The following is a 25870-nucleotide window of genomic DNA, read 5'->3' as shown; positions in this document are numbered from 1 at the left end:
CCGTTCCCTGCAGCCTGTCATCAGTCTGCCATACTCCCGGCAGGGCCGCTTTTCCAGCTTTTTCAGCTTCGGCCGAAAAGCCGCTCGATATCGCTGAGCTTCAATTCGATATAGGTCGGCCGGCCGTGATTGCACTGGCCGGAGCCGGGAGTTACTTCCATTTCTCTCAGCAGCGCGTTCATTTCCTCCGGCCGCAGCCGCCGCCCGGAGCGCACCGATCCATGGCAGGCCATGGTCGCCGCGACATATTCGAGCTTCGCCGAAAGGCCGGAGGCCGTGTCCCATTCGGCGATCTCGTCGGCCAGCTGGCGGATGAGGCCATGCGCATCGACCTCGCCGAGCATGGCCGGCGTTTCGCGCACGGCGATCGCCCCGGGGCCGAAGCGCTCGATCGCAAGGCCGAGCTCGGCAAGTTCGCCGGCATGCTGCATCAGCCGGTCGCAATCCTCTTCCGGAATGTCGATGATCTCCGGAATGAGCAGCACCTGTGAGGCGAGCCGCTTCGAATGCAGCGCCTTGCGCATCGCCTCGAAGACCAGCCGCTCATGGGCGGCATGCTGGTCGACGATGACGAGGCCGTCCTCGGTCTGGGCGACGATGTAATTTGCATGGATCTGCGCCCGTGCGGCGCCGAGCGGGTATCGCGTGATTGTTTCGGCGGCTGCCGGCGCGGCGGCAGGCTGCGGCTCGGCTCGCGCCGTCGGCATCGAAAGCCCGTCGAAGGAAGGTTGCGGCCGTTCGCTGAAACCGGCTGCCGGCTGATAGGGCCGGAAAGGCGAAGTCTCGGCCGACCATCCGCCCCGCGGCCGTTCTGCACTCGGCTGGAAGCCGGGGCGGAAGGCGCGCAGCATGTCGCTCGCCCCTGTTGTCGCCGCCCGGCTGCCGTCGCGCGCCAGAGCCTCGCGGATGGCGCCGACGATCAGGCCGCGCACGAGACCCGGATCGCGAAAGCGCACGTCGGACTTTGCCGGATGCACGTTGACGTCGACGAGCGCCGGATCGAGCGTGATCGACAGCACCGCGACCGGAAAGCGTCCTGAAGGGATCGTTTCGGCATAAGCGCCACGGATCGCCGACAGGATCAGCTTGTCCTGCACCGGCCGGCCGTTGACGAAGGCATATTGGTGAGCGGAGTTGCCGCGATTGAAGGTCGGCACGCCGGCAAAGCCGGTCAGCGAAACCTCCTCGCGCACGGCGTCGAGCGCGATGGCGTTGTCGCGGAATTCCTTGCCGAGCACCTGCGCCATGCGGGCCAGATGATCGTCGCCGGTCGCCGGAAATTCCAGCGTCGCGCGGTCCGAACCCGACAGCACGAAGCGCACGGCCGGAAAGGCGATGGCCATGCGCTTGACGATTTCGGTGATGGCGCCGGCCTCGGCTTTTTCCGTCTTCAGGAATTTGAGCCGCGCCGGTGTGGCGAAGAACAGGTCGCGCACTTCGACGATCGTGCCGGGATTGGCCGCGGCCGGCCTGATATGCATGATCTTGCCGCCGGTCACGGCGATCTCGTTGCCGCCTGCGCTGTCGCGCCTGCGGCTGGCGATGCTGAGCCTTGCGACGGAGCCGATCGAGGGCAGCGCTTCGCCGCGAAAGCCGAGCGTGCGGATATCCTCGAGCGTCTCGGAAATTTTCGAGGTGCAGTGGCGCCTGACCGCCAGCTCCAGATCGGCCGCGTCCATGCCGGAGCCGTTGTCGCTGACGCGCAGAAGCGCCTTGCCGCCGCCAGCGGTGGCGATCTCGATGCGCGTCGCGCCGGCATCGAGCGCGTTTTCGATCAGTTCCTTGGCCGCGCTCGCCGGCCGCTCGATGACTTCGCCGGCGGCGATCTGGTTGATGAGCGTTTCGGAGAGCTGTCTGATGGCCATGCGCTATTTTCGGGGATTCGCGGGCTGGAGGGAAGGGGCTTCGGATCGCTTCGCGCAACTGTGATGCGCGGCTCCCCCAAATTGGGGGATCGGTAGTGTTAAGCCGGTTTTAACAGAAAAATGGCATTTCTAATCACACACCTCCGGAAGCCGCGAAATCGAACAGATGTGGGACGAAATGGAATGAGTGCCGGCTTCGAAAAGGCGGACACATCATCGCAAACCGACGGGACGCTCGCCGGGGCCGATCTCCAGACGGCGCTTTTCGACGCGGTGTGCGACAGCCTTTCGGCGGCTTTCATTATTTACGACAAGAACGATCATCTGATCTTCGCCAGCCGCCAGACTCTCGACTTCTTCCCGCTGCCGCCCGAGATGCTGAAGCCCGGCACGCGGCTGCGCGATTTCCTGGGCGCGGTTTATGACACCGGCATCCGCCAGCAATATGATGTCAGGCAGGGCGGCTCGCTCAGCCGCGAGGACTGGCTGTCGCAGAAGATCGCCTCGCATTGGCGCGAGCGCTTCGACGCGGTCGAGCGCCATGGCACCGACAGCTGGGTCCGTTTCGTCAAACGCAGGCTGCCAAACGGCTACGGCGTCACCGTGATCTCCGACATTTCGGAGGACAAGAAGCGCGAGCAGCAGTGGCGCTCCGATCTGGAGCGCGTGCAACTGACCGAGGACATTCTCGACAATCTGCCGTTCCCGCTTTTCGTCAAGGACCGTAATCTCACTTACGTCGCCGTAAACCTCGCCTTCTGCGAGAAATACCAGACGAGCGCCGACGAGGTGCTCGGCCGCAAGAGCGCCGATCTTTTTTCTCCGGAGATCGCCACGCGGTTCGAGGAAAGCGATCGTCACGTGCTGGAGACCGGCGAAATGTCCGTTTCCCGCCAGCGCCAGATCTCTCGGGACGGCATTGAGCGCGACATCGTCAGCCGCAAGCATCGCATCGGCAAACCCGGCCGCTATTTCCTGGTGTCCACCACCCAGGACCTGCCGCGCGACGGCGCCGATCTCGACGAGTTCGATCGGGCGTCGGCGATCACAACATCGAGCAACCAGAGCTATCGCCGGGCCTATGTGCCGTTGCCGAGCGGTGTCGAACGGCGCGAGCCGGCGGCGATGGAAGCGATCGTTCCGGAGAATTTCTCCGGCCGTAAGATTCTCGTCGTCACCGCCGATCTTGCCGCCGAAACCGCCGCTTTGCGCACGCTGTCGAAATACGGCTTCGAATCCTGCTCGGTGCGCGGCGAGGACGAGGAGGAGCGGTTCCTGGAAATCGCCACCTCCTCCGGTATTTCACTCGACCTTCTGATCATCGACAACCAGATGGGCATGCGCTGCCTCGAACTCGCCGAACAATATGGCATTCCGACCCTCGTCATGGACGGATTCCAGATCGCCAACGAACTGACCTTCCAGATCGCCCGGCATTTCAACCGCAACAGCCGCGGCGCCATCGGGGCGGATGCGGATTGGGAAATCAGCATTTCCGACGAAGTCACGGGGCTGCAGGTTCTCGTCGCCGAGGACAACGACATCAACCAGATCGTCTTCTCGCAGATCCTCGAGGGCCTCGGTTATCGCCACATCATCGCGGCGACCGGCGATGAGGCCGTGCGCCTCTGGGCCGAACACAGGCCGCAGATCGTGCTGATGGATATTTCCCTTCCGGGCTTCAACGGCTTTGAGGCCGCGCGCCTCATCCGCCAGATGGAAGAAACCGGTGACGCCTTCCGCACGCCGATTATCGGCGTGTTGACCCAGGCCTTCGAGCGCGACCGCGCCGAATGCGTCAAATCAGGCATGGATGATGTCATCATGAAACCGGTCAGCCCTGACATGATCGAAATGGTATTTCAAAAATATCTGATAGGGGAGGCTGCCCGGGCGCGAAACTAGCGAATGCCGGTCACCCCCTAGATTTTGGGCGGTCCGTGCCGCAACGGCCGCCGATTTACTATCGAATTGTTAAGATATGCCGGTCATTCTCTGCACGGCTCCGGAGGAAAAGCTCGGGTTTGGATGATGAAGTCGGCGGAAACAGCTTCTTTCTTGACCGTGAGTCAGAATGAGCTTCAGGCGATGGCCTATACCGATCCGCTGACCGGATTGGGAAACCGCAACCGCATGCGGGAGAAAGTCCTGCAGATTTCCGCCGAGCGCGCCAGCGACCCGGCCCCATTTACCATCGGCATCGCCAATCTCGACAGCTTCAAACCGATCAACGATCTTTTCGGCTCTGCGGCCGGTGACGAGATTCTTTGCCAGGTCGCCCATCGCCTCAAGGCCTGCATTCCCGATGGTGCATTGGTGACACGCCATGACGGCGATGAATTCGCCTTCGTGCTGCCGTTGATCTTCGAGCGGGCGAGTGCCGAGAAATTCGGCCAGATGATCCGTGAAGTGCTGTCGGCCCCCTATGACCTCGGCGACCGCAACGTCCGCCTCTCCGCCTCCTTCGGCTTCGCCATCTATCCCTTCGCCGGCGAGGATTGCGAGGAACTGCTGAAGAGCGCTGAAACCGCGCTCTACCGCTCCAAGCGGCGCGGCCGCGGCCAGATCACGGTTTATTCGCGCGAGATCGCACAGGAGATGAAGCGCGCGACGCAGCTGGAGCAGGCGCTCAGAAACGCCATCATATCAGACGCGATCGACGTGCATTTCCAGCCGATCGTCTCGCTGTCCAACAACCAGGTTCTCGGCTTCGAGGCGCTGGCCCGCTGGAACGATCCCGATCTCGGCTTCGTTTCGCCCGGCGTCTTCGTGCCGCTCGCCGAAGAGCGCGGCTTCATCGATGCGCTCTCGGAAGCGCTGCTGCGTAAGGCCGCGGAAGCAGCGCTTTCCTGGCCGCGCGAACTCTTCCTGTCGTTCAACCTCTCCTCGGCGCAGCTGATGGATCCAGGCACCAGCAGCAGCATCCTGTCGATCCTCGGCCGCGTCGGCTTCGATCCGCATCGCCTGGAGCTGGAGATCACCGAGACCGCAGTGATGAGCTCGGCCGATACCGCTCACCGTATCATCGCCGATTTGCGTGCCGCGGGCGTACGCATTTCGCTTGACGATTTCGGCACCGGCCAGTCGAGCCTCGGACGCCTGCGCGACTTCATCTTCGACAAGATCAAGATCGATCGCGCCTTCGTCTCGCGCATCAATTCCGACCGCGCCTCCGAACACATCATCAAGGCGATCCTCACCATGTGCGAGGGCCTCGACCTGGAAGTCGTGGCGGAAGGCATCGAGGATTATACGGAAGCGGTGAAACTGCGCACGCTCGGCTGCGGCATGGGGCAGGGCTATCATTTCGGCCGCCCGGCGGACGGTATCGCCACGTTGCGTTTCCTGCACGAGAACTATTACGACGCGGCGATCGTGGAGCGGGTCAGCGCATAGGCACTTTCTCAAATGAATAAAGCGATGGCGCCCCTAGGAGCGCCATCGCCTACGCTATACTACCGCGCGGTTTACTTCGGCGTGGTCGAGCCGGTCGCCGTGGTGTCGGTGCCGGTCGCTGCCGGAGCCTTTTCGGCCGACTGCATTGCCAGCGTCTTGAACTCAGGTGCGGCCTTCAGCGATTCAGCCGTTTCGCTGGTCGTCAGCTTGACGCTGCCGTCCTGGGTGTTCTGGGCGATGGTGATCTTTTCCATCGGGACGGCGACGTTCTTTTCGCCGATACCAAGGAAACCGCCGACGCCGACGATCGCGGCAACCAAGCCGCCATCCTTCTTCATGATCAGGTCGTTGACGCTGCCGATGCTTTCATTGTTGGCATTGTAGACCGACTGGCCGATATAGGTGTTGGCGCTGACCTGGTCGGGAGCCTGTTCCGTCAGATAGGAAGCCTGAGCAGTATCGGCGGTCGGTGCCGGTGCAGGAGCCTGGGCGGCATCGCCTGCGGGCTTCGTGACATCAGGCGTGACCGGCGGCTTCGGGGCTGCCGGATCGGCGGGAGCTGCCTGCGTCGGAGCGGCGGGATCCGCCGGCTGGGGTGCCGTCTGCGAGAATGCCGCCGGTGCGAAAGCCGTGGCAAACAATGCGCCAGCGGCAACGGTCGTCAGAAGTTTGCGTGTCATTTCGAACCTACCTTCGTTTCTCTAGAGTCATCGCTGACCCGGCAATGCATGTTTGAACCATCCTTGCCGCGCCGGTTCGAAGAGGAAATGACTGGTGCGCCTATTGGTTCCGGTTGAAAACACGGAAAATTTCTCGATTTTCACGGAACATTTATCGAAAAAGGCCCTCCAAAAAGCAAAAAAGCGCCCCCTCGGGAGCGCCTCTCGCATTGCGGCCGGGCATGTCTCAGATCACGTAGACGGGATCGAATATGCCTTTGACGTCGATGCCGAGTTCCAGGAGGGCGCCGGCGCTCGGCTGCGCCGAACGGGCATCCTCGTCGAGCCCTTCCCAGGCCGTCGTCACCGCCAGCCGCTCGGCATTGACGCCGATGAATGCAGGGCAGGAGGGCTGCACCGCAGGAACCTTGTAACGCGAGATCCGCAGGCCGTCCGGATTGTACCGGTCGACGACGCCGGCTCCCCAGCGCGCGTTCCAGATATAGCCGTCGGCGTCCACCACCGAACCGTCGATGTCGCCGGGCTCGTTCATGCTGTCGACCAGCACGATCGGCTCGCCCGAGGGCAGGCCGGTCTGCGGATCGACCATGACGCGCATCAGCCGGTTGATGCGGGAATCCGTATAGTAGCCGATCGTGCCGTCGGGCGAGAAGCAGATCGAATTCGGAATGCTGATGCCGCTGAAGATCTTCGTCACCTTGCCGCTGGCGACATGATAGATGGCGCCGGCCTGGTTTTCCGCCCGCTTGCTCATCGTGCCGATCCAGAGCGCGCCGGAGGGATGGGTGCGGCCGTCGTTCGAGCGGTTCTCCGGCCGGTCGTTTTCGAGCGCGGCATAGAAGGTGAGGTTGCCGCTCGCCACATCGCGCACGAAAAGCCCCTCTTCCGTCGCGATTAGCTGCCGTCCGGCGTCGATGCGGGCGAGCACGCTTGCCATCACAGGCAGCGGATGAACCTTCTTCTCACCCGTTGAAAGTCTGAGCTCGTGCAGCTCCTTGCCGAGGATGTTGAACCACCAGACCGTATCGGTGTCCGGGTCATAGGTCGGGCCTTCGCCGAGAACGGAATTGGTATTGCAGAGTGTCTTGCCTTCGAACTCGTAGATGTCGGTCATACGTTCACGCTCCCATGGCTGCGTCATAGGCGTAAATGGTTGCCTTGGCGCGCTCGGCAACCTCTGCTGCGGTCATTCCCGGCTTGTAGAGGCTGGTGCCGAGGCCGAAAGCGAAGATGCCGGCCTTGGTGTAATCGGCGAAATTCTTGTCCGATACGCCGCCGACGGCCGCGATCACCAGTTCCGGCGGCAAGATTGCCCGGATCGCGGTGATGCCGGAGGGGCCGAGCACGCTGGCGGGAAAGAATTTGAGGCCGGTGGCGCCAGCGCGCGCCGCGGCCAGGGCCTCGGTCGGCGTGAAGACGCCGGGCATCGTCACCATGCCGTATTCGCGTGCCCGGATGATCACTTCGGGCTCGACATTCGGGGTGACGAGCAGCTTGCCGCCGGCCGCATTCAGGCTGTCGACCGCCTCGACCGTCAGCACCGTGCCGGCGCCGATCAGCACGTCTGCCGGCGCCATCTTCGCGGCGATCTCGATGGATTTGAAAGGGTCCGGCGAATTCAGCGGAATCTCGATCGCCGTCAGGCCGTTTTCGATCAGGGCACCGACGACGCTTTCGGTCTCGTCGGGCCTGATCCCGCGCAGGATGGCGATCAGCGGGCGCTTCATGTCGGGGAAGGGGATACGGTTCATCGTGTCAGCTTTCTCAGTTCGGCCAGATGGCTTCGGCGGCGGCCGAGAGCCCGCGGCGCACGGCCGCGTCGGCATCGATGGCGGTGAAGTCAAGCGAAAGGGTCCTGAAGGCCTGCTCGTAGAGCCCCTGCAGGCGCCCGGAGGCGACGAGGGTGATGTTTGAGTTGGCGGCATCCTGCAGCGCGCCGGCGATTTCGAGGCCGATCAGCGTGCCGGAAAGCCGGGCTTGCGCGGCCGCAGCGGAAATCCCGTGCAGAAGCTGGCCGGAGCGGGCGGCAAAGAGCAGGTTGGAGGCAAGTGCGGGCTGCGCGAAGGCCGCTGATACCGCCGCTTCGAAGGCAGCGGCATCCGCCGGCTGTTCCTCGGCGCCTGCGACGGCATGCGAAAGGATCGTGTGTTTGCTGATCGCGTCGAAAAGCTCGCCGGTCATGAAGGTCGAAAAGCCGGTCACCTTGCCGTCGTTCACATGCACCCATTTCGAATGCGTGCCGGGCATGCAGACCGCCTGGGCGCCAACGCTTGCGCGGCCGAGGGCGCCGAGCAGCTGGGTCTCCTCGCCGCGCATGACGTCGGGCCTCGCCGCGTCCCGCTGGGCAAGTCCCGGCAGGATGCGGATGTCGCGGCTTTCCCCGGGCACGGAGACGGCGCCGGTCAGGATCGAGGCCAGGGATGCCGGCACGTCGATATAGCCGGCTTCGAACCAGCCCTGCTTTGCGCCGGCCATGCCGCAGATGATGACAGGCAGGCTTGCCGGCGCCTCGACGGCGGCGAGATGGCCTGATAGCACGGTGGAAAAGCCGGTCTTTGCCGCGCTCGTCATGCCTTCGCCGCTGCGGCGTTCGGCAAGAATGCTGCCGTTGCTGCCGATCAGCCAGAGCCGGAAGCTGCTGGTGCCCCAGTCCACCGCGACATAAGCGGAATTCGTCATTACAGAATGCCTCCATCGACAATCAGGGACTGGGCGGTCATCGCAGCCGCGCAGTCGGATGCAAGAAACAGGCAGGGCCCGACGATCGCGTCAGGCTTGAGCGCGGTCTTGAGGCATTGCTGCTCTACCGAGCGCGCGATGCTCTCTTCGGTCAGCCAGAGCTGCATCTGCCGCTCGGTGACGACCATGCCGGGCAGGATGCAGTTGACCCGGATATTCTCCGGCCCGAGCCTGCCGGCCATGCTCTTCGTCAGCCCGACGACCGCTGCCTTCGCCGCGGCGTAGGAGGGGAAACCGCCCATGTTCAGCTTGAAGGCGATCGACGACATGTTGACGATCGCCCCGCCGCCGGCCGTTCGCATCGACGGCGCCACCGCCTGCGAGGTGAAGAACACATGCCGCAGGTTGACCGCCTGGTTGTTGTCCCAATAGGCTTCGGTGACCTCGTCGAACTCGTGGCGGTCGTCCCAGGCGGCATTGTTGACGAGCACGCGGATCGGCCCCGAAGCGGCAACGACGCTGTCGACCGTGCGCCGGATCGCCTCGATGTCGCGCAGATCGGCGTGGTAGAAGGCGACAGGATGCGCCGTTTCGCGCGACAGCTTTTCCGCAAGCGCGGTGCCCGCCGCTTCTGCGATGTCGATGAAGGAGACCTTGGCGCCCTGCAGCGCGAAGCCTTCGACGATCGCAGCGCCGATGCCCGATCCGCCGCCGGTCACGAGCACGGCTCGGTCTTTGAACTCGGGAAATTGTGCTGGCATTGCGGTCCCATTCCCTCCCGATATTTTGTTCCATTATGTGGAACTTAATTTGACTATATGGAATTATCGAATTAGGCTGCCCTGTCTGTCAAGGGCGGAAGAGGCGATGAATTCAAACGGCGATGGCATGACGCAGGCACGCGAGACCGGCACGCTCGGCAAACTGATGGTTCTGCTCGATCTCGTGACCCATGCCGATGCGCCGCTGCGCTTCACGGATATCCTGGCGCTCGCCGGCCAGCCGCGCGGCACGCTGCACCGCCAGCTGAGCCACCTGGTGGAGGAGGGGCTTCTCGAACTCGACGGCGACGGCCGATACGCCCCCGGGCTGCGCCTGCTCGATTTTGCCGCGCGCAGCTGGGCGCGCAACGAATTCCGCATGATTGCCGAACCGCACCTCGCCGATCTGCAGCAGGCGACCGGCGAAACGGTCCATCTCGGCGTCCTCAGGGGATCGTCGATCATCTATCTCGACAAGGTCGAAGGCCGCCAGCCGGTGCGCATGTATTCGCAGATCGGCAATGCCTCTCCCTGTTACTGCACCGGCGTCGGCAAGGCCGCCCTTTCCCTGCTGCCGCCCGACAGTCTGGCTGATCTCCTGGCCGGCCTGAGCTTCACCCGATTCACCGCCTCGACGCATGCTTCTGCCGAAACGCTGCTTGCCGAGATCCGCGAGATTGCCGATCAGGGCTACGCCTTCGATCGCGAGGAGCATGAGGCCGGTATCCGCTGCGTGGCCGCGCCTGTCTGGTCTGAAGACCGGACTTTTGTCGGCGGGATATCGATTACCGGCCCCGCCTATCGATTGTCGATGGAACTTCTGCGCGAATGGGCCGTTCCAGTACAGCTGGCAGCTGGAAGGATCATGGAAGGCATGCGTATCCGCCTGGGGCCGCGTCGCTGACGGAAAATCCGGTTTGCTGGACCCGATCGCAGAGCATGCTTATGATGAGGGCGATATTGAGATTTACAGGCGAATCATCACAACTAGAACGGTCCGCGAAATCCACAACCATTCACCGGCCGAATGCTGTACGCCGAGGCCGATTCCATTTGATCCAACCAGCGATCGTCATGCCGATGCAATCGAACCGGCCGTGGGCCAGGTTCTGCACACGGTTTGCCGGTCGCTGTGCCGAAGATGAAGAAATGTGATGGCACCCTTGTCGCAAACATCCCCGGAAGAAGATGACTATGTCCAGGAGATAGCAGGCCTGAAGACGCAGTTCGATATTTTCCGTTTCATGAAGCGCGTGACGGAAGCCTATCGCAGCCGTGCCTTCATGGTTCTCAACCTTCCGCCGATCACCTCTTTCGATCTTCAGGGCAGCACTGTCATTACCAGCTGGCCGGCCGAGCTTCTGGCGATCTACGACCAGGAGGGGCTGATGGTGAATAGCCCGGTTCTCCGGCGGCTGAGGACGTCGGCCCGGCCTTTCTTCTATGACATGACGCGGCCGGACTGGTCGCGGGACGACGGCAAGTCCGGCCTTGTCTCCACGCTTTTCGAACGTTTCAAGATGATGCGCTGCGCCTACTTCCCGACCCATGAGGCATCAGGTCTGCGCGGCGCCGTTTCCTTCGCCGGCGATCGCGAGCCCTTCAGTCCGGCCGAGATGCGCGAGCTTTGCTATATCGCCATCCATGTCTTCGACAGGCTCGCCGAGATCCGCCACCTCGACACGCGGATGACCGATACCTTGACCGACCGCGAGATCGATTGCCTCAACTGGACGGCGGCCGGCAAGACCAGCGCGGAAATCGCCGAAATCCTTTCCCTGTCAGAACACACGGTCAACCACTACCTCAACCGCGCCACCAAGAAGCTTGATACGGTCAACCGCACCCAGGCAGTCGCCAAGGCGCTGCGGATCGGGCTGATCAAATAAGTTGCAAAAAACAAGGTACCGTTGCGCCGTCCGCTCAGCGCATAGGCACGCCCTTCTCGAAAGGGCACGATTGCCGCCGTATTTGCGCGGCTTTCCTGATTTTTCATCTGGCACGCTTTCTGCTTCTCCTTTGACAGAGGTCCAGAGGGGACTTTGAAACAGCGCCAGGAAATGGCGCGGCTGACACAACCGCCGCCCGCCGCCGATGCCGATTCTCTCCGGTACTTCGGCGTCGGCGGTGGTTGTTGCGTTTTCGCACCGCCCTTTGCGCAGCTGTTCACGATTCCGGCTTCCTCCATCACTTTTTGCTGGCCTTTTTTCCAGCTTACTCTAGTTCGCCCGCATTGCGCCGGTTCCAGGGGAGACCGTTGCGGCCATCAGGGCGAAAGCCCGGCGGACTTGATGGCCGCAACGGATTCCGATTTTTTGCCCGCTTTTGCGCAAGCCGGCAGATCGATTTTCCCGCCCGATGATTTTGTTTGGCGAAGACGTGCGCCTCCACTATCTGTGATCGAGATGAAACAGTGAGGGTGGAATGACCGACGTCACCAAGGAACAGGTTCTCGAGACGCTGAAGACCGTGCGTGGGCCCGATCTCGAGCGCGATATCGTCGAGCTTGGCATGGTCTCCGACATCTTCATCTCCGACGGCAAGGTTTATTTCTCCATCACCGTTCCGGCCGAACGCGCCAAGGAGCTGGAGCCGATGCGGCTCGCCGCCGAGCGCGTCATCAAGGAAATGCCCGGTGTCAAAGGCGCCCTCGTCACGCTGACGGCGGACAAGAGGGCGGCCGCAGCCGCTCCCGCGGCGCGCCCGGCGTCGAACCCGCCCCATGGCCATGCCGGCCACGATCATGCACACGACCATGCCGGCCACGCGCACGCGCCGCAACAGGCGCCGCGCGCCGGCAAGATCGGCGTTCCCGGCATCGGCGCCATCATCGCCGTTGCCTCCGGCAAGGGTGGGGTCGGCAAGTCGACCACCGCCGTCAACCTGGCGCTCGGCCTGCTCGCCAACGGCCTTCGCGTCGGCATCCTCGATGCCGATATCTACGGCCCCTCGATGCCGCGGCTGTTGAAAATATCCGGCCGGCCGACGCAGATCGACGGCCGCATCATCAATCCGATGGAAAATTACGGCCTCAAGGTCATGTCGATGGGCTTCCTCGTCGATGAGGAGACGGCGATGATCTGGCGCGGGCCGATGGTCCAGTCGGCGCTGTTGCAGATGCTGCGCGAAGTCGCCTGGGGCGAACTCGACGTCCTCGTCGTCGACATGCCGCCCGGCACCGGCGATGCGCAGCTGACCATGGCCCAGCAGGTGCCGCTCGCCGGCGCCGTCATCGTCTCCACGCCGCAGGATCTCGCTCTGATCGATGCCCGCAAGGGCCTCAACATGTTCCGCAAGGTCGAAGTGCCGGTCCTCGGCATCGTCGAGAACATGAGCTATTTCATCGCCCCCGATACCGGCACGCGTTACGACATCTTCGGCCATGGCGGCGCCCGCAAGGAGGCCGAACGCATAGGCGTGCCCTTCCTCGGCGAAGTCCCGCTGACGATGAACATTCGCGAGACCTCAGACGCCGGCACACCGCTCGTCGCCTCCGAGCCAAACGGCATCGTCGCCGGAATCTATCGCGGCATCGCCGCCAAGGTCTGGGAACAGGTTGGCGGCCAGCCGCAGCGCCCGGCGCCGACGATCGTTTTCGAATAAGGTGTCGCCGGGACGCGCTTTGGAGGTCCGAATCACCGCGGCCAATACCCCAAATTGTGGGTGAAACGTGGTGAAAAGCCGCGCTTCACGGAAGATGTCTTGATTATTTCGCGGCTTTGCTTCATATGCCCCGGCGCCATGATGGCGTTTGCTGCAGATGCTCACTGACGGCCGTCTTCGTTCCGAAGCATCCGCCTCGCCTGCAAGTTCGGAGTTGTCTTGTCGATCGAAGGATTGGTAACTGCGATGCGGTGGAGCACAACGCGCATACCGGCCCCCGAGGCTGGATGCAGCCGGAGTTGTATGAGCTTTCTTGATCCGCCTCCGGTTCTATCGATGACGAGCGATCTTCGCGCTGCCGCGCTTGCGGGCGCATGGAAGGGCTTGTTATGACAAGGGTTATGGCCGCCAAGCGGCGCAAGCATTGGAGGCAGTGCCGGTGATCACCGCTTACTGTTCCAATTGCCGGTCGGTCGAGATTCGCGACATCTCTCACATGGCGCCCTTTCCCGAGGATGTCGTCTGGATCGACATGGTCGACCCGAGCCGCGAGGAGGAACTTTATGTCGAGAAGGTCCTCGGCATCGAGGTTCCGACCCGCGACGACCTGAAGGATATCGAGCCCTCCGCCCGTCTCTATGTCGAAAACGACGCCGTCTTCATGACCGCCTCGCTCCTCTGGAAGGCCGATACCGACGCGCCGACGCTGACCGATGTCGCCTTCATTCTGGCCGGAAACCGTCTGGTCACCATCCGTTACGCCCATCCAAAGTCCTTTGCGCTCTTCATCGCGGCCCTTCACCGGCTGCCGGAAAATTGGCGCAGCGGCGCGGCCCTTCTCGCCAAGCTCTTGGAAACGATCGTCGACCGCACCGCCGAGATTCTCGAGACCTCCGTCTCGCGCATCGATATCTTGTCCATGCATGTCTTCGGCGACCGGGCCAAGAAGGTGCGCAGGCCTTCCAACTATCTCGAGGAGAAGCTGAAGGATATCGCCGGCCATCACCGGATGATCAGCAAGCTGCGCGATAGCCTCGGTTCGCTTTCGCGCCTCTTGACCTTCTTTCACACGATCCCGGCGATTCAGCAGGACCGTGAGGCGAAGGAGCTCTGCCGCACCGTCTCGCGCGATATCCAGTCGCTCTCCGAGCATGCCTCCTTCGTGGCCGCCAACATTACCTTCCTGCTCGACGCTTCGCTCGGCCTGATCAACATCGAGCAGAACTCGATCATCAAGATCTTCTCGATCGCATCGGTGGTGTTCCTGCCGCCGACATTGGTCGCCTCCGTCTATGGCATGAATTTTCAATTTATGCCGGAGCTGGCCTGGGCCGCGGGTTATCCCTTTTCGCTGGCCTTGATGGTGATATCGGCCGTCATTCCCTTTTTCTTTTTTCGCTGGAAAGGCTGGCTCTGAGGAGCCTGTTGAAACTTCATGTCCGAAGATAGCCATCCGAACGAACGCGATATGACCCCGAAAAAGCTGTTCTATCTCGCACTGGGTTCCGTCGGCGTCGTCTACGGCGATATCGGCACGAGCCCGCTCTACGCTTTTCGCGAAGCACTGAAGCCCGTGGCCCATGACGGCGTCACCCGTTTCGAGGTCATCAGTTTGATTTCGCTGATGATCTGGGCGCTGACGATCATTGTCACCATCAAATATGTGCTCTTCCTGCTGCGCGCCGACAACGACGGGGAAGGCGGCACGCTGTCGCTGCTTGCCCTTCTGATGAAGACCGCCAACGGCCATACCGCTTTGCTGATGCTGCTCGGCCTGATGGGTGCGGCGCTCTTCCTCGGCGATGCGATGATCACGCCCGCACTATCGGTGCTTTCGGCTGTCGAGGGCCTGAAGCTCGTCACGCCGAGTCTCTCCGAATATATCGTGCCGATCTCGGTCGTGATCCTGGCGCTGCTTTTCGTCGTGCAATCGCGCGGCACCGGCGCCGTCGCGAAGTTCTTCGGTCCGATCACCGCCGTCTGGTTCATCGTCATGGCAGCGGCCGGCATTTCCCATATCTCGGACGATTTCGGCATCCTTGCCGCCTTCAACCCCTATTACGCCGTCAGCTTTCTGCTGCATGAGGGCTTCTATGGCATCGTCGTGCTCGGCGCCGTCTTCCTGACCGTAACGGGGGCCGAGGCGCTCTATGCCGACCTCGGCCATTTCGGCCGCCGGCCGATCCAGTGGGCGTGGTTCCTGCTGGTCTTCCCGGCGCTGACGCTGAACTATCTGGGGCAGGGGGCGCTCGTCCTCGGCAATCCGATGACGATGTCCGATCCATTTTATCTGATGTTCCCGAAATGGGCGCTGCTGCCGGCCGTCATTCTGGCGACCGCCGCGACGATCATTGCCAGCCAGGCGGTGATAACAGGCGCCTTCTCGCTGGTGCGCCAGGGCATCAACCTCGGCTTCCTGCCGCGCATGGAAATTCTCTTTACCTCTGAAACCAATACCGGGCAGATCTTCCTGCCGTCCGTCAACGCCGTGCTGTTCATCGGCGTCATCTTCCTGGTTCTGAGCTTCCAGACCTCGGATGCGCTGGCGACCGCCTATGGCATTTCGGTCACCGGCGCCATGGTCGTCACCTCGATCATGGCCTTCGAATTCGTCCGCGCCCGCTGGAACTGGTCGATGCCGGTCGCCGTGATCGCGCTCGCGCCGCTGGTTGTGCTCGAAATGATCTTCCTCGGCGCCAACCTTCTGAAGATCCACGACGGCGGCTATATCCCTATCCTGATCGCCACGGCCTTTACCGTCATCATGTGGACCTGGCGGCGCGGCACCGCGATCCTCATGGAAAAAACCCGCCATACCGATATTCCGCTTCCCTCCTTCGTCAGCTCCATCGAGCGCAAGAGCGAACATTCGCCGGCCCAGGTTCCCGGCACCGCGATCTTCCTGACCAGCGATCCGGAATCTGCTCCCGCCGCCTTGCTGCACAATCTCAAGCACAATCACGTGCTCCACGACCGCAACGTCATCCTGACGATTCGCACGGTCAACAAGCCCCGCGTTCCCAGCCAGGACCGCTACAAGGTCGAGCAGATTTCCGAGCGTTTCTCCCGCGTCGAACTGCTCTTCGGATTCATGGAATCGCAGAACGTCTCGCAGGCGCTCGCGACCCTGCGCAAAACGGGGCTGAAGTTCGACATCATGTCGACCTCCTTCTATCTCGGCCGCCGCAAGCTGGTGCCGGACGCCAAGTCCGGCATGCCTTACTGGCAGGACCGGCTTTACATCGCCCTTGCCAATGCGGCCGCCAACCCTTCGGATTACTTCCGCCTGCCGGCAAACCGTGTGGTGGAACTGGGCTCGCACGTGATTATTTGATGGGTGGGTCAAAGACCCCGCCCCAAACCCCTCCCCACAAGGGGGAGGGGCTTAACTTGTGGCACCGGCTTTCCACCTCTTCGACGTTTCGGGAGGAGCGAGGCGGTGCCCCGGGTTAGTCCCTCCCCCTTGTGGGGAGGGTTGGGGAGGGGACTTTGCAAGGATGCAGACACCCGGCATTTTCAACCACATTAGAACATCCAGAACTTCGCATGGCCATATTCCGGCACGCTCCGTTAACCAGACATCAAGGTTAATAAGGGATTTTCGATGGAATGTTTCAGCGTTCCATGCCCGGAGTTCGTGTTGCGTCGAAAGCGTCTCTCCCATAGCAAGCTGCGTCTTTTTCCCGAGAACTGGGTATCGCCCGTTCTCTTCGGGCTCGCCGGCTGGCTGATTTTCCCGACTGTGGCATCCCATGCCGATCTTGCCGCCATGCTCGGCGGCCTCGACCGCGAGGGCGAGAACTGGCGCATGGTGCTGACCAACTCCCCCGCCGGCTCCATCCACCAGGCCGAACTCGCTTTTGCCGAGCCGATGGTGACGGGTTCGATTTCATCGGGCGCCGGCATGGTGCTGCCGGACGGCCGCAAGGTCGCCTTCACTGCCAAGGGCAAGGGTCACGAGGACACCCCGGACGAGGAGCGCGTCAACCGCGGCACGAAGAAGGGCCGCATCGTCGCCGTCGAGAAGATGCAGCCACCGAAGGATTTTTCCGCCGGCTCCATTCTCGAGCGTACCAAGATGCTCTTCACGCCGAGCCTCGACCTCAAGGACAGGTCGGCCTTCGTCAAGCCGAAGATCCTGGGCAAGGAAATCGAGATTGCGACTTCTTTCTATAGGAAGCAGCCGGTGATGCCGGATCGCGGCGTGCCTGCGATGCTGGCGAGCCTCGTCACCAGCAGTAAGGCGGACGTGCTTGCCACGGCCTATGCGCCGGCAGCACCCGACTATTCCCGCCAGTCGCCGTTCGATTCCATTCTGACCGATCAGCAGAGCGGCCGCTTCGTGCCCGAGATCGGTCCGCGCGATCATGCCTGGGCCGCAAGCGTGCTGTCGCCTGACGTCTTTTCCGCCCGCGAACAGCAGTGCCTTGCTTCCGGCATCTATTTCGAAGCGCGCGGCGAATCGGTGAAAGGCCAGGCGGCCGTCGCGCAGGTCATTCTCAATCGCGTTCGCAACCCCGCCTATCCCAAGACGATCTGCGGCGTCGTCTATCAGAACGAGGATTGGCGCAATCGCTGCCAGTTTTCCTTCGCCTGCGACAGCATCAAGGACCGGGTGAACTCGGAATATCACTGGCGGGTCGCCCGCGATGTGGCGCTGGCGGTGACGGCAGGCAAGATCTGGTTGCCGCAGGTGGGCTCGGCGACGCATTACCACGCCGTTTACGTTCGTCCGAAATGGGCAAAGACCATGGAAAAAGTCGGCCGCATCGGTCTCCACGTCTTCTATCGCACCTATGGCGGCGGCTGGAGCTGAGATAAACCGTCCGGGCAAAGTCGTTTTCCGGCCCGGAAAAGCGGATTCTTTCAATCGAATTTGCCCGATCGATCGGAAATCGATCTAACGCTTTGATTCGATGAAATTATTTTCTGGCTGGACAGAAGCTGTCTACGCCTTGACTATACTAATCCCTAAAACTATGTTGCGCGCGACTTCAGAACGGGCCGGAAGGTTCTCAACCTTCGCGTCCTAAGTCCGAATGACCGGGGTAGCGGGAGTGCGGGCGACGGGCAGGCGAGGAGAGATCCATGGCGGACGACCGCGAGGAAAGTCTTGAAAAGCGCCGTGCGCAACTGGGAGCGGAACTCGCGACCAAACGCGCTGAGGCGGGAGTGGAACGTGCAAGCGAGGCCCAAGCCGAGGTAAGCCGCAAAGGTTATGCCCAGGCGATGAAGCTCTCCAGCGAGTTCATTGCCGCGATCATTGTCGGTGCCGTTCTTGGCTATGTCCTCGACCGTTTTGTTGGCACGGCGCCTTGGGGTTTGATTGTTCTTCTGCTTCTCGGATTTTGTGCCGGCGTTCTGAACGTGCTGCGTTCTGCGGGGGTGGTGGCCCATCCCCTGGAAGGCAAGGACGACAAGAAATAAGGACCGGTCCCGGTCCAGTGCAATGATCCCGCGTCCTGCGGGCCAAAGAGAGAGAACAAGCGGTGTCCAACGATCCGACTCATCAGTTCCAGATCTTCAAGATTGTGCCGATCGAAATCGGTGGGATTGATTTCTCGTTCACCAACGCATCGCTCTTTATGGCCGCTTCGGCTGCCGTTGCCGTAGGCTTCCTTTATTTCGCGACCTCGAACCGCGCCATCGTGCCGGGTCGCTCGCAGTCGGTCGCGGAAATGTCTTATGAATTCATCGCCAATATGCTCAAGGAAGGCGCGGGCAAGCAGGGAATGAAGTTCTTCCCGCTTGTCTTCTCGCTCTTCATGTTCGTGCTGACGGCGAACCTGCTCGGCATGTTCCCGTATTTCTTCACGATCACCAGCCAGATCATCGTCACCTTCGCGCTGGCAATCCTCGTCATCGGTACGGTTCTCGTCTACGGTTTCTATAAGCACGGCTTCCACTTCCTGAATGTCTTCGTGCCCTCAGGCGTGCCGGGCATTTTGTTGCCGCTGGTCGTCTCGATCGAAATCATTTCGTTCCTGTCCCGTCCGATTTCGCTCTCTGTTCGTCTTTTCGCAAACATGCTCGCCGGTCACATCACGCTCAAGGTGTTCGCAGGCTTCGTCGCCTCGCTTGGAGCCCTCGGTGCAGTCGGTGTCGGCGGAGCCGTTCTTCCCCTCATCATGACCGTCGCCCTGACGGGTCTCGAGTTCCTCGTCGCCTTCCTCCAGGCTTACGTCTTTGCGGTGCTGACTTGCATGTACCTCAACGACGCGATCCATCCGGGCGGGCACTAAGGATAACGACATCGACGTCAAAGGGCGTCAGTCATTCGCCGCAACAACCATTTCAAAGGAGTTCAACATGGAAGCGGAAGCAGCAAAGTTCATCGGTGCAGGTCTGGCTTGCTTTGGTATGGCCGGTACGGCTCTCGGCCTCGGCAACATCTTCGGCAGCTACCTCTCCGGCGCTCTGCGCAATCCGTCTGCCGCTGACAGCCAGTTCGGCCGTCTGGTATTCGGCTTCGCCGTTACGGAAGCTCTGGGCATCTTCTCGCTGCTCGTCGCTCTCCTCCTCCTCTTCGCCGTCTGATATCGGCGGATAGATGGATCACGGCCTGCTGACCGCAAGCCGTGATCCTTTGCATTTGCAGTCCACCTGGAGGTGAGCATGTTTTTTGTGACCCCGGCTTACGCTGAAGAAGCACCGGCGGCAGCGACCGGCACGGATGCGCATGCCGCTCCGGCCGCAGGCGAGGTCCATACGGAGACCGGCGTTGCCGAAGGCGAACACGCCCGCGGCCCGTTCCCGCCTTTCGATTCGACGACCTACGCATCCCAGCTGCTCTGGCTGGTGATCACGTTCGGCGTCTTTTACCTCCTTATGCAAAAGGTCATCGCGCCGCGCATCGGGGCCATTCTCGATCAGCGCCACACGCGCATCTCCCAGGATCTGGAAGAAGCAGGCCGCCTGAAGGCGGAAGCCGACGCTGCCGTCGTGACCTATGAAGGCGAACTGGCCGCTGCCCGCGCCAAGTCGAATGCGATCGGCTCCGCCGCGCGCGACGCCGCCAAGGTCAAGGCCGAAGCGGATCGCCGCGCCGTCGAAGCGAGCCTTTCGGAAAAGATCAAGGCTGCCGAAGCCCGGATCGCCGATATCAAGACGAAGGCTTTTGCCGATGTCGGCACGATTGCCGAGGAAACGGCCGCTGCTGTCGTCGAACAGCTGATCGGCGGCACGGCCGCCAAGGCAGATGTCGCCGCCGCCGTCGCGGCCGCCAAGAAGGAGGCTTGATCGATGGAATTTCACTTTGACGCGACCTTCTTCGCTTTCGTCGGCCTCGTCCTGTTCCTGGCGCTGGTCGTCTATTTGAAGGTTCCGGGCATGATGGCAAGGTCGCTCGACGACCGCGCCGATCAGATCCGCAACGAGTTGGCGGAAGCCAAGCGCCTGCGCGAGGAAGCTCAGCACCTGCTCGCCGAATACCAGCGCAAGCGCAAGGAAGCGGAAGCCGAAGCGGCCCACATCGTTGCCGCCGCCGAGCGCGAAGCCGAAATGCTGACCGCTGAAGCGAAAAAGAAGACGGAAGAATTCGTCGCCAACCGCACGGCGCTCTCCGAGCAGAAGATCAAGCAAGCCGAGGCCGATGCGATGAAGGCGGTCCGTTCCGCCGCCGTCGATCTGGCGATTGCGGCCGCCGAAACGGTGCTTGCCAAGCAGGCGGACGGCAAGGTCCAGTCCGAGCTCTTCGGCAACGCCGTCGGCCAGGTCAAGACGCGGCTCAACTGAGTGCTGTCGAATGGAATGAGCGAAAGGCCGGGCATGTCCCGGCCTTTTTTGTTGAATGCTCGGTCTCGCCGGTCCTTCGGACGCCCGCTTGCGGGCGAAGAGACAGTCCGCTCCCTCTCGATCCCCTCTTCTCCCCAGCGGGGAGAAGGTGCCCGTAGGGCGGATGAGGGGGCCGGCGAAGCCGGTCTTTTCCAACAACGTTCTTACGTGCCGTTGTCGTCTCGACCATGTTCAGGGCGCTGGGCGCTATTGTTTAGCGTCGCGGAGGTTTTCAGTGAGTGTATGTGCCGTGCGGCCCCCTCATCCGCCTGCCGGCACCTTCTCCCCGAGGGGAGAAGAGATCATGCCGTGCCGTCACCGTTCCTTGCGCTCCCTCCGGCAGTCCTGGCTTCTTATTCTCTGTGGGCGACTTATCCCGGAATCAGCTCATCCGTCTCAGGACCATCCTCGCCCTTGCGCAACGGCCTGAAGGTCATCCGGTGCAGCGAGCAGGGGCCGTGTTTCTCGATGCCGGCGCGATGCTGGGCCGTGCCGTAGCCTGCATGCGCGGCAAAGCCGTAGTCTGGAAAGACGTTATGCGCCCGTGCCATCATCCGGTCGCGCGTCACCTTGGCGACGATCGAGGCGGCGGCGATCGAGACCGATCGGGCATCGCCCTTGACGACGGCCTGTCCGGGGCAATCGAGCCCGGGCGGTACGTCGAGCCCGTCCGTCAGCACGTAGCTTGCCGGAACGGCAAGGCTGCAGATGGCGCGGCGCATGGCGTCGAGGCTCGCCTTGCGAATATCCGTCTCATCGATGCGCGTGGAACTGGAGGAGGCGATGGAGACGGTCGCGGTCGCCAGAATCTGTGTGAACAGTTCTTCGCGCCGCTGCGCGGAAAGCTGTTTGGAATCGTTCAGACCTTCCGGGATGCGTTTCGGATCGAGGATGACGGCCGCAGCCACGACAGGTCCGGCCAGCGGCCCGCGGCCTGCCTCGTCGGCACCGGCAACGGGCCAATGGCCAGCCTTGCGGGCTTTCAGTTCCAGGCGGAAATCCGGCACGAGCGGAACCGTGTCGAAAAGCAGGGGAGAATCGGGTGGCGTGCGACGTTTCATGCGGCTGAACCTCGCACGCCAACCCGATTTCCCGCAAGTCCCCGGATCAGGGCGGCGGCCGGGGACGGTCCGGCGGATGGTGGCGGTCAGGGCCATCCGCGGGAATTGCGCTCGGGCTCGAAAACAGGGCGGTTTCTCGATGGGCCGATGCGCAAGCTTGAAGAAAATCCAAGAGAAGTGAGAGAGCGCTCCAGAAGTTGCCTAAAACAAAGGGTCTGAGCGGTTCTAGGCTTCCACGAAAGCCGAACCGCTCCGACAATCAAAGCAGCGACAGCTGCACGCCGCTGCCGTCGGGCGGCACGAACAGATCGTCGCGCAACGGCACGCTGCGCCGCGTCAGTTCAAAGCGTCTGGCCGCCATTTCGAAACGGCGCGCGATCTGCCAGGCATAGGGACCCGCACCTTTCATGCGCTTGCCGAATTCGGCATCGTAATCCTTGCCGCCGCGCATCGAGCGCACCAGCGACATCACATGCCGGTAGCGATCGGGATAATGCTGCAGCAGCCAGTCGCGGAAGAGCGGGCTGACTTCGAGAGGAAGCCTCAGGATGACGTAGCTCGCCTCCGCGGCGCCGGCGGCCTTGGCCGATTCGAGGATACGTTCCAATTCATGGTCGTTCAGCGCCGGAATGAGCGGGGCGGCCATGACAGCCGTCTGGATGCCTGCTTCGGCGAGCGCGTGGATCGTCTCCAGGCGCCGCGGCGGTGTGGCGGCGCGCGGTTCCATCGCCCGGGCAAGCTTGCGGTCGAGCGTGGTCACCGAGATGCCGACCCGCACCAGGTTTTTCTTCGCCATCTCCTGCAGGATGTCGAGGTCACGCAGGATCATCGCCGACTTGGTGACGATCGACACCGGATGGTTCGCCTTGTTCAGCACTTCGAGAATGCCGCGCATGATGCGCCATTCCTTCTCGATCGGCTGGTAGGGATCGGTATTGGTGCCGATCGCGATGACCCGCACCTTGTAGCCCGGCTTGGCGAGCTCCCGCTCCAGCAGCTTTGCGGCATCGGGCTTGGCGAAGAGCTTCGTCTCGAAGTCGAGCCCGGCGGAAAGCCCCATATAGGCGTGTGTCGGCCGCGCGAAGCAGTAGATGCAGCCATGCTCGCAGCCACGATAGGGGTTGATCGAGCGATCGAAGGAAATATCAGGCGATTCGTTGCGGGTGATGGCCGTGCGCGGCTTTTCGACCTGCACCTCGGTCTTGAAAGGCGGCAGGTCTTCCAGCGTCTGCCAGCCGTCGTCGAAGGTCTCCCGCTGCAGCGCCTCGAACCGCCCTGTCGGGTTCAGCCCGGCGCCACGACCGCGCCGGCGATCGACTTCGATCCTGAGACCGGAGGAAACGATCATCGCATCGGCAATATCTGCCGTATGGGCAGGCGCGAACGCGGCCTGCCCTGCCAGGGACTGCTCTCTCATCGGATTCTCCCGTGACGGAAAAGCCAGTGCTTCCGTCCGTTTTGATGATTAAATTCCTATCTGCAAAACAAGAACAATGCAAGAACAAAATACGGGAAATGCTGCTGGTAGAAATTTGTGCGGCGCATTATAGATAGCCGATGTTGACGGTAATTCTCGAATGTCAGGATCAGGAATCCGAGCTGGCCCAGACGCTATCGGTGCTGGTGGCGGGCGCGGTGGAGGGGCTCGTGAGCGATGTGGTCGTCCTCGATCACGGCTCGTCCGACGGCACCTCGCGGGTGGCGGACGCGGCCGGCTGCCGCTTCTATTCAAATTGGGATATCAAGGACATCGTCCGCTCAGCGCGCGGCGAATGGCTACTCTTCGTCGAGCCGGGCGCAAGGCCCCAGGCCGGCTGGATCGATGAGATTTCCGAATATGTGGCATTGAACAAGCTGCCGGCGCACTTTACCGCCTCGCGCGGCTACCGGCGCCCGTTCTTAGAGCGCGTCCGCCGCGCCGCTCCACCGCTGGAACTCGGTTTGCTGATGCCGAAGAACCAGGCGCTTGCCGCGGCAAGAAGCGGCATGTGCCTTGCCGAATTCGTCAAAGGGCAGAAGCCGCGCAAACTCTCCAGCGAACTGATTCCCTCCTGGGTCGCCCGCGCCGCGCGATGATGCGCCCTTTCCGTCGTCGCGCAAAAGATGGCGCCCGATACGATTTCGCGCTATAATTTCCCATGGCGCCGTCGAAGCGCCTCGCTTCGTAACGGATGGCCATGGAATGCCGGTGGACGGCAGAACAGGTCAGCGGAAATCTCCTCTTCTGCCGGGCTCCGGCGAAAGGAGGTGCGTCATGGTACGCGGTATGATCTACGGCCTGCTGGCCGTCATATTGCCGATATCGCTGATCGCGCATCCGCATCCGGCAGCATCGCAGATGGTGCGCAGTTGCGCAGGCCGATCCGAGATCGTCAATTTCCTGGACAAGAACTTCGGCGAAAAGCTCACGGCAGTCGGATTGATCAATCAGAACGCCATTCTCGAGGTCTATGCCGCCGAAAGCGGCACCTGGACGCTCATTGTAACGGATGTTCACGGCATAAGCTGCTTCCTGCTGTCGGGTGACAGCTGGGATACCATGCCCGCTCTGCCAGGCATTGCCACATAGGCAATGGTGCCGTTTGCGGTGCCCGGTTTTGGCCGGCCTATTTCGCCGCGCCGCGCTTCAGATGCTCGTCCAGCCGCGGCATGATCTCGACGAAGTTGCACGGCACGCTGCGATAGTCGAGCTGCGATTTCAGGATGCCGTCCCAGGCATCCCGGCAGGCGCCGGGCGAACCCGGCAGGGCGAAGATGAAGGTGGAATTGGCAACGCCTGCCGTGGCGCGCGACTGGATCGTCGCCGTGCCGATCTTCTCATAGGAGATGCGGTGAAAGATGGCGGAAAAACCGTCCATGCGCTTTTCGAACAGCGGCTCCAGCGCCTCGGGCGTCACGTCGCGGCCGGTAAAGCCGGTGCCTCCCGTGGTGATGACGACGTCGATTTCGTCCCGTTCGGTCCAGGCATTGACCGTTGCGGCGATCTTCTCCCGATCATCCGGCACGATCGCCCGGTCGACGAGCCTGTGGCCCGCCTCGGTGATTCGCGCCGCCAGCGTATCGCCCGATTTGTCGGTCTCCGGCACGCGTGTGTCCGAGACGGTGAGAACTGCTATACCGACGGCGATGAAGGGCCGCTTCTCGTCCAGACCTGCCATCATCCGCCTCCCGGGATCGTTTCCGTTGCCTGGAAATACCAGTCGGGCCGCTCGCCGTGAAGGGCTGCCGCCACGTCTTTCGCCTCGGTCATGGTCTTAAAGATCCCGAAGCAGGTGGCGCCGGAGCCTGACATGCGGGTCATGACTGCGCCGCGGCCTTGCAGCATTGCCGATATTGTTGCGATTTCAGGCACAAGTTCGCGCGCCGGCGGCTCAAGGTCGTTGCGGGCAGCGGCAATCGCCGTAAGCCAGCCTGCACTCTGAGATAGTTCCAGAGCCGGATTGTTCTTCGTCGCGAGCCGGCGGAAAACATCCGGCGTCGACGCTCCCTTCAGGGGATTGGCGAGCACCATGGCAAAGGCCGGAAGATCAGACACCGGTTGGATCTTTTCACCGATGCCGCGGGCAATCAGCGGCCGGCTTTCAAGGCACATCGGCACGTCGGCGCCGAGCTTCAGCGCGAGCGCGGCAAGCGTCCCCTTGGGCAAGGTCGTGTCCCAGAGCCGCATCAGCCCGCGTAGCGTCGCGGCCGCATCGGCCGAACCGCCGCCGATGCCGGAGGCGATCGGCAGATTCTTTTCCAGGTGGATGTGGACGGGGAAGGCGAGGGAGCCGGATTGCTCGCGCAGAAGATCGCGCGCCTTCAGCACCAGGTTCGTGCCGCCGTCGTCAGCGAGCATCCCGCCGAAACGGCCAGACAGGGTGAAAGCATCGGCCTGCGATGGCGTGAATCCCAGACGGTCGCCATAACAGGCGAAGGTCACCAGCATATCGAGCAGATGATAGCCGTCCGGCCGCTGGCCCGTCACATGCAGGGCCAGGTTGATCTTCGCGCGAGCCTCTTCGGTGACGCTAAACGCGCTGGCCAAGCCCTCGTCAGGCATGCTTTTCGCC

At 62.3% G+C, this 25870-nt stretch carries 26 protein-coding genes; 16 read left to right on the top strand and 10 right to left on the bottom strand.

Annotation, left to right across the window (positions count from 1 at the left end; genetic code table 11):
• Nucleotides 1–62: 62 nt before the first annotated feature.
• Nucleotides 63–1865 carry a DNA mismatch repair endonuclease MutL gene (gene mutL, locus ATY77_RS21260; RefSeq protein WP_088688719.1) on the bottom strand — a complete coding sequence of 601 codons (1803 nt, stop codon included), beginning with the start codon at nt 1863–1865 and terminating at the stop codon, nt 63–65.
• A 183-nt stretch (nt 1866–2048) separates the two neighbouring features.
• On the opposite strand from mutL, the gene ATY77_RS21255 reads away from it, so the two are divergent.
• On the top strand, nt 2049–3770 hold the full coding sequence (locus ATY77_RS21255) for a response regulator (RefSeq protein WP_088688718.1): 1722 nt from the start codon (nt 2049–2051) through the stop codon (nt 3768–3770).
• A gap of 123 nt (nt 3771–3893) precedes the next feature.
• Nucleotides 3894–5261: an EAL domain-containing protein gene (locus ATY77_RS21250; protein ID WP_088678538.1), complete on the top strand. Its 1368-nt coding sequence runs from the start codon at nt 3894–3896 to the stop codon at nt 5259–5261.
• 71 nt (nt 5262–5332) lie between these two features.
• On the opposite strand, the gene ATY77_RS21245 is transcribed toward ATY77_RS21250, so the two are convergent.
• The 5 genes from ATY77_RS21245 to ATY77_RS21225 form a co-directional block, all read right to left on the bottom strand.
• Entirely contained in the window at nt 5333–5941 is a 609-nt protein-coding gene (locus ATY77_RS21245) for a PRC-barrel domain-containing protein (RefSeq protein ID WP_088688717.1), read from the bottom strand.
• Between the two features lie 226 nt (nt 5942–6167).
• The gene (locus ATY77_RS21240; protein ID WP_088688716.1) at nt 6168–7055 is read right to left on the bottom strand and encodes an SMP-30/gluconolactonase/LRE family protein; all 888 of its coding nucleotides are present in this window, start codon (nt 7053–7055) and stop codon (nt 6168–6170) included.
• Between the two features lie 4 nt (nt 7056–7059).
• A complete protein-coding gene (locus ATY77_RS21235) occupies nt 7060–7692 on the bottom strand; it encodes a 2-dehydro-3-deoxy-6-phosphogalactonate aldolase (RefSeq protein ID WP_088688715.1) in 633 nt (210 codons plus the stop codon).
• 13 nt (nt 7693–7705) lie between these two features.
• On the bottom strand, nt 7706–8620 hold the full coding sequence (locus tag ATY77_RS21230) for a 2-dehydro-3-deoxygalactonokinase (protein ID WP_088688714.1): 915 nt from the start codon (nt 8618–8620) through the stop codon (nt 7706–7708).
• Complete coding sequence (locus tag ATY77_RS21225) at nt 8620–9381, bottom strand: SDR family oxidoreductase (RefSeq protein WP_088688713.1); 762 nt, start codon at nt 9379–9381, stop codon at nt 8620–8622. Before ATY77_RS21225 ends, ATY77_RS21230 begins: the two co-directional genes overlap by 1 nt.
• A 106-nt stretch (nt 9382–9487) precedes the next feature.
• Here ATY77_RS21225 and ATY77_RS21220 point away from each other — a divergent pair, with 106 nt between their 5' ends.
• The 12 genes from ATY77_RS21220 to ATY77_RS21165 all read left to right on the top strand — a co-directional run bounded on the left by ATY77_RS21220 (nt 9488) and on the right by ATY77_RS21165 (nt 20718).
• Nucleotides 9488–10285 carry an IclR family transcriptional regulator gene (locus ATY77_RS21220; protein WP_088688712.1) on the top strand — a complete coding sequence of 266 codons (798 nt, stop codon included), beginning with the start codon at nt 9488–9490 and terminating at the stop codon, nt 10283–10285.
• Between the two features lie 250 nt (nt 10286–10535).
• Nucleotides 10536–11270: a LuxR family transcriptional regulator gene (locus tag ATY77_RS21215; RefSeq protein ID WP_088678531.1), complete on the top strand. Its 735-nt coding sequence runs from the start codon at nt 10536–10538 to the stop codon at nt 11268–11270.
• 153 nt (nt 11271–11423) lie between these two features.
• A complete protein-coding gene (locus ATY77_RS32950; protein WP_190237676.1) occupies nt 11424–11798 on the top strand; it encodes a hypothetical protein in 375 nt (124 codons plus the stop codon).
• A gap of 7 nt (nt 11799–11805) precedes the next feature.
• A complete protein-coding gene (locus ATY77_RS21210; RefSeq protein WP_088678530.1) occupies nt 11806–12984 on the top strand; it encodes an Mrp/NBP35 family ATP-binding protein in 1179 nt (392 codons plus the stop codon).
• Between the two features lie 439 nt (nt 12985–13423).
• Nucleotides 13424–14401: a magnesium transporter CorA family protein gene (locus ATY77_RS21200; protein ID WP_088688975.1), complete on the top strand. Its 978-nt coding sequence runs from the start codon at nt 13424–13426 to the stop codon at nt 14399–14401.
• 18 nt (nt 14402–14419) lie between these two features.
• Entirely contained in the window at nt 14420–16318 is a 1899-nt protein-coding gene (locus ATY77_RS21195) for a potassium transporter Kup (protein ID WP_088678529.1), read from the top strand.
• Between the two features lie 270 nt (nt 16319–16588).
• Entirely contained in the window at nt 16589–17800 is a 1212-nt protein-coding gene (locus ATY77_RS21190) for a cell wall hydrolase (protein ID WP_088688711.1), read from the top strand.
• A 272-nt stretch (nt 17801–18072) separates the two neighbouring features.
• Nucleotides 18073–18411, top strand: a complete 339-nt coding sequence (locus ATY77_RS21185) for an AtpZ/AtpI family protein (protein ID WP_088678527.1) — start codon at nt 18073–18075, stop codon at nt 18409–18411.
• 62 nt (nt 18412–18473) lie between these two features.
• Complete coding sequence (locus tag ATY77_RS21180) at nt 18474–19226, top strand: F0F1 ATP synthase subunit A (protein ID WP_003584570.1); 753 nt, start codon at nt 18474–18476, stop codon at nt 19224–19226.
• A gap of 67 nt (nt 19227–19293) precedes the next feature.
• Nucleotides 19294–19521, top strand: a complete 228-nt coding sequence (locus tag ATY77_RS21175) for a F0F1 ATP synthase subunit C (protein ID WP_003588243.1) — start codon at nt 19294–19296, stop codon at nt 19519–19521.
• 78 nt (nt 19522–19599) lie between these two features.
• Complete coding sequence (locus tag ATY77_RS21170; RefSeq protein ID WP_088678526.1) at nt 19600–20223, top strand: F0F1 ATP synthase subunit B; 624 nt, start codon at nt 19600–19602, stop codon at nt 20221–20223.
• A gap of 3 nt (nt 20224–20226) precedes the next feature.
• Nucleotides 20227–20718: a F0F1 ATP synthase subunit B gene (locus ATY77_RS21165; protein WP_088678525.1), complete on the top strand. Its 492-nt coding sequence runs from the start codon at nt 20227–20229 to the stop codon at nt 20716–20718.
• Nucleotides 20719–21128: 410 nt separating this feature from the next.
• On the opposite strand, the gene ATY77_RS21160 is transcribed toward ATY77_RS21165, so the two are convergent.
• Both ATY77_RS21160 and ATY77_RS21155 read right to left on the bottom strand, forming a co-directional pair.
• Complete coding sequence (locus ATY77_RS21160; RefSeq protein WP_088688710.1) at nt 21129–21818, bottom strand: ribonuclease HII; 690 nt, start codon at nt 21816–21818, stop codon at nt 21129–21131.
• 259 nt (nt 21819–22077) lie between these two features.
• On the bottom strand, nt 22078–23235 hold the full coding sequence (locus tag ATY77_RS21155) for a PA0069 family radical SAM protein (RefSeq protein ID WP_088688709.1): 1158 nt from the start codon (nt 23233–23235) through the stop codon (nt 22078–22080).
• A gap of 140 nt (nt 23236–23375) precedes the next feature.
• Here ATY77_RS21155 and ATY77_RS21150 point away from each other — a divergent pair, with 140 nt between their 5' ends.
• Both ATY77_RS21150 and ATY77_RS21145 read left to right on the top strand, forming a co-directional pair.
• The gene (locus ATY77_RS21150) at nt 23376–23894 is read left to right on the top strand and encodes a glycosyl transferase (RefSeq protein WP_088688708.1); all 519 of its coding nucleotides are present in this window, start codon (nt 23376–23378) and stop codon (nt 23892–23894) included.
• Between the two features lie 178 nt (nt 23895–24072).
• The gene (locus ATY77_RS21145; RefSeq protein WP_088688707.1) at nt 24073–24387 is read left to right on the top strand and encodes a hypothetical protein; all 315 of its coding nucleotides are present in this window, start codon (nt 24073–24075) and stop codon (nt 24385–24387) included.
• Nucleotides 24388–24424: 37 nt separating this feature from the next.
• On the opposite strand, the gene moaB is transcribed toward ATY77_RS21145, so the two are convergent.
• Both moaB and ATY77_RS21135 read right to left on the bottom strand, forming a co-directional pair.
• Complete coding sequence (gene moaB, locus ATY77_RS21140) at nt 24425–24976, bottom strand: molybdenum cofactor biosynthesis protein B (protein ID WP_088688706.1); 552 nt, start codon at nt 24974–24976, stop codon at nt 24425–24427.
• Nucleotides 24976–25860: a 4-(cytidine 5'-diphospho)-2-C-methyl-D-erythritol kinase gene (locus tag ATY77_RS21135; RefSeq protein ID WP_088688705.1), complete on the bottom strand. Its 885-nt coding sequence runs from the start codon at nt 25858–25860 to the stop codon at nt 24976–24978. The genes moaB and ATY77_RS21135 overlap by 1 nt, the downstream gene beginning before the upstream one ends.
• Nucleotides 25861–25870: the final 10 nt, after the last annotated feature.

The organism is Rhizobium sp. R634 (assembly GCF_002211305.1).
GTDB lineage: Bacteria > Pseudomonadota > Alphaproteobacteria > Rhizobiales > Rhizobiaceae > Rhizobium.
The sequence above is the reverse complement of the archived record's forward strand: the minus strand, read 5'-3'. Positions and strand labels throughout refer to the sequence as shown.